Source organism: Megasphaera massiliensis (genome assembly GCF_000455225.1).
GTDB classification, from domain to species: domain Bacteria; phylum Bacillota; class Negativicutes; order Veillonellales; family Megasphaeraceae; genus Megasphaera; species Megasphaera massiliensis.
The window spans coordinates 505,710-517,778 of record NZ_HF954537.1; the positions used below are offsets into that span (position 1 = coordinate 505,710).

The window sequence follows — 12,069 nt, forward strand, 5'->3', positions numbered from 1 at the left end:
AAAAAATTCCGAGCAATCGGTTAGATCACTCGGAATAGAGACATCTGATGTTGGAGGACGCTCCCCTTATGTTGAGGCGTCCTTTTTAAAATGGTCGCTGTACTGCTGCGATTCGGGCTCGGCCTTACGGCAGGCGTGAGTAAAAGCCGGATGGTACAAGAGACTCCGGTCGTACGTATCGCCGAGGACCCTTCCGACGACGATGAGGGCCGTCTTCGAAACGCCGTACTGCTGCGCCGTTTCAGCAAGGGTCGCCACCGTGCAGGCATAGACTTTTTCATCGGGCCAGGACGCCTTGTAGACGATGGCTGCCGGCGTGTCGCCGTCGTAACCGCCATGAATGAGCTCTTTTTGCAGGCCCTCTAACAGCGAGGCGCTGAGGAAGATGACCATCGTCGCCTGATGAGCGGCGTAGTCGGCGATTTTCTGCTTGTCCGGAACGGGGGTCCGCCCTTCCATGCGGGTAATGATGACCGACTGGCTGATGCCGGGCAAGGTGTATTCGGCCTTCAGGGCCGCTGCGGCACCGCAGAAGGAACTGACGCCGGGGACGACGTCGAAGGCGATGTTTTTTTCAGCGAGGATATCCATCTGTTCGCGAATGGCCCCGTAGACCGACGGATCTCCCGTGTGCAGACGGACCGTCATCCAGCCCAGTTTTTCCGCCGTTTCCATAGCGGCCATGACGTCTTCTAAGGTCATGGCGGCACTGTCTAAGATGACGCAGTCTTTTTTGGCATAGGTCAGTAATTCCGGATTGACCAGGGATCCGGCGTAAATGATTTGATCGGCCTGTTCCAGTAAGGTCTTACCGCGGACCGTAATGAGGTCGACCGCACCGGGACCGGCACCGACAAAATGTATCATCGAACTTCCCCTTTCTGATGGACGGCCAATAAGTCTTTGGCCTGTGATGTATACCCGAGGACGCCGTAGACGTTGGAAAAAATAACGGCCCCGGTACGGATGGCACCGTGGGTGCGGGCCTCCAGATAGTGATCGATTTTTTGGCAGACAGCTTCCATGACCGGCGTCAAAAGGCCGGCTTCAGAGAGAATCCGGACGGCTTCATCCGTAGTCAGGCTGTCGTAAATGGTTTTGGCAAGGTCGCGGGAGGCGCCGGCAAAGACGGCTTCTAAGGAAAGGAGCGTCGTCCGGCCGTCGGCATAGCGGGAATGGGTATTCATAATGCCTTGAGCGACTTTAATCAATTTCCCGATATGGCCGATGAGGAGGACGTCGGAAAAATCTTTATAAACGGCATAATCAAGCATTTCACCGACGTAGTTGCTGATGGTGACTCGCTGGCTGACGTCGAGGCCGAGTTCATCGCGGCTGAAATCGACGCCGTAGTTGCCAAAAAAGGCCAAGAGATGAGACTCTCCGGCGGCTCTTCGCGAATCCATTTCGGTGTGAATAGTGTCGACCAGAGCCTGTTCGCTCATGGGATCGACGATGCCTGACGTCCCTAAAATGGACAGGCCGCCGACGATGCCGAGACGGGGATTAAAGGTCTTTTGCGCCAAAATTTCCCCACCGGGAATGGAGAGCGTCAGCTTGAGACCGCCCGTGTAACCGCATTCTTTAGCAGCATCCGAAAGGGCCTCTTCAATCATGCGCCGCGGCACGGGATTGATGGCCCAATCGCCGACGGAACAGGCAAGGCCCGGTTTGGTCACGCGACCAATGCCGGGACCGCCTGCAACGACCATAGGGCCGGCCGTCTTTTCGACCGTGGCATAGACTAAGATGCCGTCGGTAATATCGGGATCGTCACCGCTTTCCTTGCGAATGGCGCAGGTTGCCGACGACGGGCCGAAGGAGATGTCTTCGGGCTGCAAGTGGAGCACTTCCCCTTTCGGCGTCGTAAGGGATACGGCATCGACGCGCTTTCCCGTAAGGACCATGACGGCTGCCGCCTTAGCTGCTGCCGCCGCACAGGATCCCGTCGTATAACCGCAGCGAAGCTTCTTTCCATCTTTTATCGTAAATAAATCCATGCCTGTCTCCTTTCAAGCCTCGCCGTCGGGCAGGACGTCTCTGGGCACGATGAAGGGCCGGCCGTCTTTCGTCCGGACAACTTCGGCGTCGATGGCAAAGACCCGGCGCAGCCTGTCCGGTGTCAAGACGTCTTGCGGGGCCCCGGTCGAAACGATGGCCCCCTCTTTCATCATAAGCACTTCATCGGCATATTGGTAAGCCTGGTTCATATCGTGAAGGACGATGATCACCGTTCGCCCCCATGTTTCGTTAATCTCACGAAGGAGAGATAGAATCCGCAATTGATGGCGGACGTCGAGATAGGTCGTCGGCTCGTCGAGGAGGAGAATGGACGCATCCTGAGCCAATAAGACGGCCAGCCAGGCCCGCTGCTGCTCGCCGCCGGAAAGGTGCTGCATGGCCCTTTTTTCATAGCCCCGAAGACCGACGGCGTCGATGGCACGATGAATGGCTGCCTGATCGTCCTTCGTCAGCGGCGACAAGAGCTTTCGATAAGGAAAACGCCCCATAGCCACTAAGTCGGCGACGGGCACGTCTTGAGGAAGGTCGTGAGACTGGGTCAAGAAGGCGATTTCCCGCGACAAGGCTTTACGCGAAAAGGACCGGACGTCGCGGCCGAAAAGGTCGATAGCACCGCCGGAAATAGGGATCATGCAGTTTATGGCTTTGAGGAAGGTACTCTTGCCGCAGCCATTGGGGCCGACGATGGCCGTAATCTTGCCCTTCGGAAGGGACGCCATCATATCGTGAAGGATGGTCTTGCCGCCCCGCTCGACGACGAGATGTTTGATGGTAATGGCATCCACGGCTCACACTTCCTTTCGCAGGAGAAATAAGAAAAAGGGCGCTCCCAAGGAGGCGATGATGATGCCCACGGGAAGTTCCGCCGGTGCCAAGAGGAGTCGGGCTGCCGTATCGCTCAGAGTCACCGTCGCCGCTCCGAAAAGGGCCGCGCCGGGAATGATATAGCGGTAATCCGTGCCGATTAAGAGGCGCACCATGTGGGGCACGATGAGTCCGACGAAGCCTAAGAGGCCGGCGACACTGACGGCACTGGCTGCGAGAAGGGCGGCAATGGCCGTAAGGCCCAGGCGGGCCCTTTCGACGTTGAGGCCCAGGCTGCGGGCCATGTCGTCACCGAGTTGGAGAAGGTTCAGGTAGTACGCGCCGATAAAGGCCAAGACGAAGCCGGCAGCAGCATAGGGCGTAATGACGGACACGTCTTTCCAGCTGCTGGCCGCCAAGCCCCCGACCATCCACAATAAGGCACCGTGGACGCGGTCGCTGTAAAAGACGAGGATTCCTGAAATGATGGCTCCCAGGAAGGCCGACACGGCGACGCCGGCCAAGATGATGCGGACGACCTTGATGCCGTCCTTCCAAGCCAAGAAGTAGATGGCTCCGGCAGCGGCCATGGCGCCGACAAAGGAGACGGGCGTCATCAAAAAGGCGTACGACGGGACGACGATGAGGACGATGAGGCCGAAGAGACCGGCACCGGACGAGATGCCGATGATATGGGGATCGGCCAGGGGATTTCGCATGACGGCCTGCAAAATGGCTCCCGACAGGGCCAAATTAGCCCCGACCAAAGCCCCCGTAAGGGTCCTCGGCAGACGGATGTTCCAAATGATTTGGTCCGTCGTTCCCCCGCCGGGCTGCCATAAACTTCGGACGACGTCCGACGCCGTAATGGCCGCCGCCCCCTGCATGACCGACAGCAAGATGCCGGCCGCCGCCAAGACGGCGAAGACGATGAGCATGAGCCAGCGCCAACCCGTTCGTTCCCGGCGCTGAAAAAATCTATTCATGAGGAACCACTCCCGGATAGACTAAGTTTGCCATATACCCTACGGCCTTGGGATAGTCGAGGCCGGGATTGAGGAGGAAATACCGTTCGGGCAGGATATAGAAACGCCCCGATTGGACGGCTTTCAAGGAAGCCCAAGCCCGATTGCTTTCGATGTCGCCTTTGATGCGCTTTTCGATCTTGTCCGACGATCCCATAGAAGTCAGGAAAATGACGTCGGGATTGGCTTCGACAAGGCTTTCCATACTGTAAGGAATGCGGTTATTTTCGCTTCCTGCCGGTGCCGCAGCGATGTTCTGCAAGTGAAGCAGGTCGGCAATGCCGCCGGCAATGCTGGTCGGAAGTTCCAGCGACACGGCACTGGGCGTGGCATGAATGATGGCAATGCGCAGGCCCTGTTTGGGCACAGCATCGGTGATGGCTTTAATTTCTGTATCGAGCTTTTCATCGACGGCTTTGGCCTGCTCTTCTTTGCCGTAGACCCGGCCCATGACGTCCAGATTGTGTTTGACGTCGTCATAAGTCTTGGTGCGCAGCAAGATAACAGGAATGCCGCTGTCTTCGAGCTGGGCCGCCAATTTTTCATGGTGGTCCGTACTGCCGATGACGACGTCGGGCTCAAGGGCCGTCACTTTTTCCAGGCTGACGCTGTAGACCGGGCCCACGTCGGGCACGTCTTTATACTTTTCCGGAAGGGCTGCGTCTTCCGACTTGATGGCGGCCCTTCCAACGAGACTGCCGTCGAGGGCATCGGCAAAGTTTAGGAGCGACGTCGACAAGACGACGACGCGCTGCGGTTTCTGCGGCAAGGTAACGGATTTGCCCCGGTCATCGGTGATGACGGCATAATTTTCCCCGGATGCCTTTTCTTGAGACGTCCCTTGGGGACCGCAGCCGGCCAGCAGGAACAGACAAAGGACGAGCAGACATAAGCCAAATTTTTTCACAGTAAAAGCCCCCTCCTAGAATTTCTGACGGATCCCGACCTGCCAATTTCTCCCGGCAGCCGGATAGTTATGGTATAAATCGTAGCCGGCATTGTTGATGTTGGCCACTTTGACATACACGGTCGTGTTTTCATCGGGCGAATAGGACGCGCTGCCGTTCCAGACGACGTAGGAATTGTTGCTGTAATACGTGTCGTTGCGCCCCGTTCCGGCCGTCACGTCGACGTTGGCCTGCCACTTGCCCTGATGGTAATGGAGACCGGCGCGGTAGCCGTTAGGCTGATTGTACGTTTCATCAAAGCCTAAGCCGTCTCCCGTATCGACTTTGGTGTGGATGTAGGAATAGCCCAATTCATAATCCCACTTGTCGTTGATGGTCTGCTTGAGGGACAGTTCAAAGCCCCGTTTATCTTCTTCATTGAGGTTTTCCGGTTCCCGCGGCGTGACGGCCCGGTTCCAACGAATGACGTTCGCTAAATCACTGTGGAAGACGCTGCCTTCGAGAAGGGTCTTAGGCCCCATGCGATACTGGAATCCCAGGGTCTGAGTGTACCCCGTTTCGGGCTGCAAATCCTCATTGCCCATGGCCGTAATCTTGCCGCGGGACGTCGTCACATAGAACTGATCGTTCAGGCGCGGCGGCGAAAAGACGCGGCTCCACGACGCATAGACGTTGAAGTCGTCATTGGCCTTATAATTGACGGCCAACCGCGGCGTCTGGTGGACTCCGTACGTGCTGTTGTCATCGAGGCGCAGGCCCGGCGTGACCGTCAACTTCCCGAAAGTCATGGCGTCTTCGGCGTAAAAAGCCAGATTATGGCGTTTCTTGTCGATGTAATTGGCCTCGTAATTGGTGCCCATATCTTCCGTCCATTCGGCGCCGGCCGTGACGTGATGGGCGCCGAGGTGCCAGTTGTTCTGCCATTCAAAGCCCTGGGTGCGGGTAAAATAGTGGTTGGTCCAATAGGTCCGCTGGTAGTCGTTGAAGTAACGCAGGAACCCGGGCTGAGCCTCATTTTTCTTAAAATTATAGGTAAGGCTGTAATTATTGATGAGCCGCTCGATGGGCTTATTGGCACTGAGGTACCAGCCCGAGAGGCGTTCTTTTTGAAGGGCTTTCGGCAGCGACGACGAATAAGAAGCAAGGAAGGTCGAACCGTGGCCGTGATAATCCTGATGGTAAGCCTTAAAGGTCAACGACGTGCCGTCGGTCAAGTCCTGATCGAGGCGCAGGGACAAGGACTCTTTGGCAATGTCGCCGCGGGACTTGTCGGCATTGAGGCCATTGGGAAAGGCGTAATACTTTCGCCGTTCCATGTCGCCGCTGATGAGCCAGCTGGTCTTGCCCGAACGGCCGCTGTTGGTCAGGGTGTAGCCGTGCATGCCCCACGATCCGGTGTAGGCATCGAGAGACGACTCGTTGCGGTCGCCCTTTTTGGTGACGATATTGATGACGCCGCCCACGGCCCCGCTGCCGTAGCGGACGGAACCGCTGCCCTTGGTGACTTCAATGCGCTCAATAGCACCGACACCGGGGAGGTTTGCCAAATCGACGCTCCCCCGCCCGTAGCCCGATCCCTGGGCATTGGCCAGACTCTGACCGTCGACGAGGATCAAGACCCGGTCGTCACCGTTCAATTTGACGTAGGACGAAATGCCCGGCACCATCTCATTGACGGTAACGCCCGTGACCCGCTGGAGGGCCTGCCGGACCGACGTATCGCGGTGTTCGTCCATCTCCTTGGCGGCAATGATGGTCGTATTTGATTGACTGGCCTGTACGGGAGGAATGGCGGGCTCTTTCGGTTCATTTACTTGGGCTTCCGATAACTTGTTAGGGAGTAAGGCCTTGACGCTGTCAAAAAAATTGGCAACTCCGTCGGGAACGTGAATGGATCCTGCCGGCGCCATAGGATCCTTCGTCCCGTGACCGGCCGCCCGTCTTCCCGAAGGCCCGGTCTTACCATGATGGTGACGCGGTCCTGATGTTTTTCCCTCAGGAGACGAAACGGGCTGACCGGAATTTCTCGCCGCTTCTGCCCTTCCTTTTTCGTCGGAAGATCCCTGTCGCGATTCATCGTTGGCGGCGGCATACGTAAGGGCGTCCGGCGTCAGGGGCGTCGCGTCGACAGTTGGCGTTCCTTCTTCGTTCGGAGCCTTATCCGACGTCGAGGATACGACTTCTTGTTCATCGTAATCGCCGCTTCCGTCGCGGCTGACAGCGTCCATCCCATCGGCATCGTTCCCACCGGCACCGGCCATATCGCCGGCATTATAAATCATGACGTCGGTTACATTGGGCTGACGCGAATAGTGCTGAAGGACCGTAAAGAAACCGCCGGCAGCCAGGCCGACATAGACGGCGGCGTGGAGGGAGACGGAAAATCCGGCAGCAATACGCCCTTTCTTCTTCCCCCACCTCACGGCTGAGCCCCACTGTCGGCGACGAGGCCGATGCGGTTCACACCGACTTTCTTAAAGGCATCCAACACGGCCATGACGCGACCGTAATCGACGTCTTGGTCGGCATAGAGGATGACGCTGAAAGCCTTGTCTTCCCCTTGCCGAGCCCGGGCCGAAGCCATGAGGGCCTCGCGATCGATTGCCTTGCCATTGAGCCACAGGGTACCGTCTTTTTTCAAGGTGACGGCATACTGGGATGACGGCGCGTCTTTTGCCTCGGCTGCCACGGGCAACTGGACGCCTAAACTGTGCATGTCCACCATGGATAAGGACGACATCATGAAGAAGACCAAGAGGAAAAACATGATATCGATCATGGGGATGATCATGATGGAAGGCTTTTCAAAATCCCGTAATTGACGTAGCCGCATCTCACTGCCCTGCTTTCTGGTCCATCGTTTCCATCGCCGAAAAACACAGCTCCATGTCGGTAATGATCCGGTCGAGGCGCTGAGTAAAATAAGAATGAATAATCAAGGCCAAAACAGCGACGCAAAGGCCGAAAGCCGTGGCAATGAGGGCTTCGCCGATACCGCCCGTAATGGCGATAGCCTGTCCGGACTGGACGTTAAAAACACTGAAGGCGCGGATCATGCCGCTGATCGTCCCGAGAAGTCCTAAGAGGGGCGCCAAGGTGACGATGACGCTCAAATAATAGAGGTGACTCCGAAGGCGGGACACGAAAATCCCCGACTGCATTTCGACAAAGGCCTTCCATTCAGTCCCTCCCTGACCGTCAAAAACTTCGGTCAACATGAGGGGCAGCCCGCCGGAACTGTCGGCTGCAAGGGAGCGCGCCGCTTCCGTCTTATGGACTTTCATATAGGTATAAAAACGATTGGCAAAAGCCTTGCCGGCATCCATCTGGGTAAAAAACATGGCCCTCTCAATGCCAATATACACCGCAAAGAGGGAGCAGGCCAATAACAGATACATGACCGGACCGCCTTGCTGAAACAACTGAAAACCATTGATCATCGCTTCCATGGTACGAATAAACCCCTTTCCTGTAAGGACCTGCAAGAGAAGGGCTGCAAAGATAAAAGGACCGTCGTATAGACGACAGTCCCCGAATATGCTCCGTACAATCTCCTTCCCATCGCTCGCAGGTCTATCGGTGATTATCCGTCAGGCAGTTCTTCTGGCTTGGTTTCATAGCCAAAGCTGCGCCTTCCCATACAAAAACGTACAGTGACATCATGCAGCCTGGCTCCACCTCACAGCGGCGGGACCGCGCCGGAATTGAACCGGCTTCTCTATTAAGTCTGAGACACCTGACCTATTCATTATATTATATCGTTTTTACTATAGCATGACAAATAGAAGACTGTCAACGAAGGGCCTCATGAGAAGAAAAGTTGAAAAAGGGCAGAAAAACATTGTCATAAGCAAGCCTTAACACATGTACTCATCAGGAGTGCGATGCAAACAGGTAGACATTTTCATCTATATAGTCGAGTTTTTTCAATCCACGCACTCCGAAGAGTGCGACAACGGATCATTATGGCAATCAATTGCTACTCATTGTTTCAATCCACGCACCCCTAAGGGTGCGACTTACAAGCCAGACTCCGTTCTGTACTTTTTTATGTTTCAACCCACGCACCCATGAAGGGTGCGACGATATCTTTCGTACTCTTATATCTATCTCTATATGTTTCAATCCACGCACCCATGAAGGGTGCGACGCTTCTTCAAGCAGCCGTTGCCGATATTCGCCGGGTTTCAATCCACGCACCCATGAAGGGTGCGACGATTAATCCATACCTCTGAACGTCGTCATCAATGGTTTCAATCCACGCACCCATGAAGGGTGCGACGAGTACGTGCCCTGAGGGTAGTAGCGGCGCACGGGGTTTCAATCCACGCACCCATGAAGGGTGCGACGCGGCGATTGCCCGTATCTATCGGCCAGGCTGTGTTTCAATCCACGCACCCATGAAGGGTGCGACGATAAGAGTATAAAGTATAGAGCTATAAGAGATGTTTCAATCCACGCACCCATGAAGGGTGCGACAGCAAAAGTGTTTTCTTACAGTCACTTTTGTTTGCATCTATGGGGATAGGCCCCCACAGACACGTTTTTTCTTACTCGTATAGGGGATTTACTCAAATTTCCCCGGCTTTCATCATGATTTTTAATCGACAAAAAGAATGTTCACTATACTTTGGCACTGCGTACGTTTTCACGGCATGCTTTCCGCCATAGATTTATATGATTTCCTATGCTCCGAGCATCCCCCGGCTCAATGGTTATTTCCCGTTACTTTTAATTTCATTATAGCACCATTTTACTTAAAACCATAATATCGTCCCGCCGCGTCCATAACGCCCTTAAGGCTGCAATCCTAATTTTTCCAACCATAAAAAATGGACGCGAGCGACTATTTCTCACTCTCGTCCATTTTTTTGTACGTTAACCCGCCTCTTATCCGAGGGCCGCTTCCAAGGCCTCACATTTCGAGGCAATCATTTTTTCAACGTTCTTTCGATAATCGTCGATGATCCAGCCCAGGACTTCTTCGTAATATTCATCCATATCCATCAGGTAAATGGTGTCCAGGATATCCTTTTTAAAATCGCCTCCCATACCGATATCGTAGTCATAGCAATACCGGGTTACGTTGTGCAGCACGCCTTTGAAAATCCGGCCGGCTTCCACTCGTTCCATCTCGTCGGTATCGATACACCGTTTATACCAGGCTTCATTGGCATAGGGGTCCTGTCTCATTTTCCGGTCGACCTTGGCGCCCCATTTGATGGGATTATAGTCTTTGAAGCAATCGATATACTGCGTCGGCAAGACGTTCCAGGTGCAAAAATCTTCCGGCAGGTCACGATCTCCCAAGGCGTCGGCTACGCGGTCCGCCGTATCCTGCAAAATGGCCTCGAACTGTTTATTCCACTTGGCATACATCCCTTGTTCCGACCCATCGAAGAAGGGGGCAATTTTATCGGCCCCATATTGGCTGAGGACCTCCATGGCATATTGCTCGATGCGGCCGTAATTTCTCCGATAAAACTCGTTCCACGCGGCATCGCGTGCGGCCGAACTGCTCTTATATTCATAATAATGAGTTCCGTCTAAGTAATCGTAGTCGATGTCGAAGGCATATTTTTCCTTGTCAAAGTCATAGTCGGAAGACGTCGGACCGGGAATCTCGATACTCGATAAGGCCTTCTTCAACTGTTCGACAATCGCCTGTGTTCCCACGTCGCGTAAGGATGTTGCCTGAATATCGCGGAGCTCAATGGCCTGTTCCGGACAGAGTTCGACCATTTCCTGAGCCGCTGCGAGAACCTTGGGGTCCTCGATCTTCCCGCTATGTTTTACGCGGGCCTTGCCGTCCGAGCCTTCGGCAATATAGTCCGAAAAAGCAAGGCACGTCCCACATCCCGTGCATTTTTCCGCATCGATTCGTAATCGTTTCATCATCGTCATCTCCTAACCTGTCTTTTTCACAGCCTCGGCGTATGCCTTCCCCAAGCGGATGGTCGTCATGATTTCTTGGGCAAGCTGCCCGTCTCTCGTTACCACCGGCGCATCAATTATCTTTTTCAAAGCATCGACTACATTCATACAGGTCATCAAAACGTCCCGATCCTCCCGGGTGTAACGATCCGGGTCACTGCCTCGTTCTTCGATCAAGGCCTCAGAAGTCCGAATTGTTTTGGCCAGCAGCAGGTTCAGCCCGGCGATGACCGAAGAAATCGTTTCACACTGACCGATCATGATATCGATGGCTTTGGCGATATTTTCCGCCTGACCGTAGACCACGCCGGCCGCCCGCAGCTGCTTCACCGACTCAGCGCGAAACTGCTCGGCGTCGTCTAACAGCGACCGGCCCAGCCCGCCTTTCAAGAGGGACATCATCACCTCGGAATCGGTACATTGGCCCTTGGGAATGATGGCCATCCGCTGCAGACCATCGACGTAGTCTTTTTTCAAAGGGATAAGGGCTAATTCCCCCTTCCGTTTCTCGGCCTGGAAATCAATTTCGATGATCTGCTGATAGAGATCCACAAAGCGGCGGAAATTAGAAAGGGTCCCCCATTTTCGTTGAACGATGCGCTCTAAGGCCGCCTCTAATTCCTGCGATTTCTGCCTCACCAACAGCCGGGCCTCCGTTTCTCGTTGAAAGGCCTTCATCATGCGTCGCCGCGAATCTTCGTCCATGTTGCAGGCCTTATTCAAGTCATAAATAAATTTCCCTACTATCAGCGCCGCGATTGGCCACATGGCCCCAACCTCCTTTTTATCATGCCCTTCACGCTAAAGGGTAAAGCCTTTTCGGTCCTTAGAATCAAAATATCGATCAAAGGCATCTCGATTTCTAAAGCAACATTCCTCGTCAAAATAATCCAAAATTCGATCCAAACCGGCAAAGATCTCATCGCCATCGTCGGCTAAGGCCGATTCCAACATCTGCTCAAATCCCAAATGGAAAGCCTCATATTGGCGCCCCTTTTCCGCTTCATCCACGGCGTCCAGCCATTTCTCCAGCTCTTCCAGCACGACTTCCATGGCCTCCGTCAAGCGCTGAAAGGAAGCCAAATCCTCTTCAGACGCGGTTTCCACGAAATCATGAATCGCAGCCACAAGATCTTCCATCAAGTCGTCCTCTGCGCCGCGCTCCATGCCGGCGTCATGAAAGTTCCCGTCGAGAACCTTCAAATTGCCTTCACGCGGCTGCCCACTCCCATCCGAAGTACGCTCTTTCGTATCTCCCACGATATGCATGGTAACCATCTCCCCCTGTGTCTTGTCAGTACCCTTCAAAGGAATATGTCTCTTCCGTTCCATATCCATAGAATCACCTCATCTCAAAATACACCTCTACCAATGAG

At 54.5% G+C, this 12,069-nt stretch carries 11 protein-coding genes, 1 CRISPR repeat array and 1 riboswitch; all 11 genes read right to left on the reverse strand.

The features are described from left to right. Positions 1-66: 66 nt before the first annotated feature. Positions 67-867, reverse strand: coding sequence for a precorrin-4 C(11)-methyltransferase (gene cobM, locus TX77_RS05770; protein ID WP_044503844.1), 801 nt, complete (start codon positions 865-867; stop codon positions 67-69). Then, a complete protein-coding gene (gene cbiD / locus TX77_RS05775; protein ID WP_044503845.1) occupies positions 864-2,000 on the reverse strand; it encodes a cobalt-precorrin-5B (C(1))-methyltransferase CbiD in 1,137 nt (378 codons plus the stop codon). Before cbiD ends, cobM begins: the two co-directional genes overlap by 4 nt. A gap of 12 nt (positions 2,001-2,012) precedes the next feature. Further along, a complete protein-coding gene (locus TX77_RS05780; protein WP_044503846.1) occupies positions 2,013-2,807 on the reverse strand; it encodes an ABC transporter ATP-binding protein in 795 nt (264 codons plus the stop codon). A 3-nt stretch (positions 2,808-2,810) separates the two neighbouring features. Continuing rightward, positions 2,811-3,812 carry a FecCD family ABC transporter permease gene (locus tag TX77_RS05785; protein WP_044503847.1) on the reverse strand — a complete coding sequence of 334 codons (1,002 nt, stop codon included), beginning with the start codon at positions 3,810-3,812 and terminating at the stop codon, positions 2,811-2,813. Next, positions 3,805-4,758 (reverse strand): ABC transporter substrate-binding protein, encoded by a 954-nt coding sequence (locus tag TX77_RS05790; RefSeq protein ID WP_044503848.1) that lies wholly within the window; start codon positions 4,756-4,758, stop codon positions 3,805-3,807. The genes TX77_RS05785 and TX77_RS05790 overlap by 8 nt, the downstream gene beginning before the upstream one ends. 15 nt (positions 4,759-4,773) lie before the next feature. Then, a complete protein-coding gene (locus TX77_RS05795) occupies positions 4,774-7,182 on the reverse strand; it encodes a TonB-dependent receptor domain-containing protein (protein WP_044503849.1) in 2,409 nt (802 codons plus the stop codon). Next, complete coding sequence (locus TX77_RS05800; RefSeq protein ID WP_044503850.1) at positions 7,179-7,592, reverse strand: ExbD/TolR family protein; 414 nt, start codon at positions 7,590-7,592, stop codon at positions 7,179-7,181. The genes TX77_RS05795 and TX77_RS05800 overlap by 4 nt, the downstream gene beginning before the upstream one ends. 1 nt (position 7,593) lies before the next feature. Further along, positions 7,594-8,208, reverse strand: coding sequence for a MotA/TolQ/ExbB proton channel family protein (locus TX77_RS05805; RefSeq protein WP_044503851.1), 615 nt, complete (start codon positions 8,206-8,208; stop codon positions 7,594-7,596). 127 nt (positions 8,209-8,335) lie between these two features. Next, a riboswitch (cobalamin riboswitch) is annotated at positions 8,336-8,514 on the reverse strand. A 297-nt stretch (positions 8,515-8,811) separates the two neighbouring features. After that, positions 8,812-9,239: direct repeats of the CRISPR family, unit length 33 nt; unit sequence GTTTCAATCCACGCACCCATGAAGGGTGCGACG. Positions 9,240-9,649: 410 nt separating this feature from the next. Then, the gene (locus tag TX77_RS05810; protein ID WP_154651867.1) at positions 9,650-10,657 is read right to left on the reverse strand and encodes a ferredoxin; all 1,008 of its coding nucleotides are present in this window, start codon (positions 10,655-10,657) and stop codon (positions 9,650-9,652) included. A 9-nt stretch (positions 10,658-10,666) separates the two neighbouring features. Further along, entirely contained in the window at positions 10,667-11,461 is a 795-nt protein-coding gene (locus tag TX77_RS05815) for a hypothetical protein (RefSeq protein ID WP_044503853.1), read from the reverse strand. A gap of 33 nt (positions 11,462-11,494) precedes the next feature. After that, the gene (locus TX77_RS05820) at positions 11,495-12,031 is read right to left on the reverse strand and encodes a hypothetical protein (RefSeq protein WP_044503854.1); all 537 of its coding nucleotides are present in this window, start codon (positions 12,029-12,031) and stop codon (positions 11,495-11,497) included. Positions 12,032-12,069 lie beyond the last annotated feature (38 nt).

Excerpts from the sequence above, each read along its gene's own strand:
- cobM (WP_044503844.1), bottom strand. The coding sequence starts at position 867 with ATGATACATTTTGTCGGTGCCGGTCCCGGTGCGGTCGACCTCATTACG.
- cbiD (WP_044503845.1), bottom strand. The coding sequence starts at position 2,000 with ATGGATTTATTTACGATAAAAGATGGAAAGAAGCTTCGCTGCGGTTAT.
- TX77_RS05785 (WP_044503847.1), bottom strand. The coding sequence starts at position 3,812 with ATGAATAGATTTTTTCAGCGCCGGGAACGAACGGGTTGGCGCTGGCTC.
- TX77_RS05800 (WP_044503850.1), bottom strand. The coding sequence starts at position 7,592 with ATGCGGCTACGTCAATTACGGGATTTTGAAAAGCCTTCCATCATGATC.
- TX77_RS05805 (WP_044503851.1), bottom strand. The coding sequence starts at position 8,208 with ATGGAAGCGATGATCAATGGTTTTCAGTTGTTTCAGCAAGGCGGTCCG.
- TX77_RS05810 (WP_154651867.1), bottom strand. The coding sequence starts at position 10,657 with ATGATGAAACGATTACGAATCGATGCGGAAAAATGCACGGGATGTGGG.
- TX77_RS05815 (WP_044503853.1), bottom strand. The coding sequence starts at position 11,461 with ATGTGGCCAATCGCGGCGCTGATAGTAGGGAAATTTATTTATGACTTG.
- TX77_RS05820 (WP_044503854.1), bottom strand. The coding sequence starts at position 12,031 with ATGGATATGGAACGGAAGAGACATATTCCTTTGAAGGGTACTGACAAG.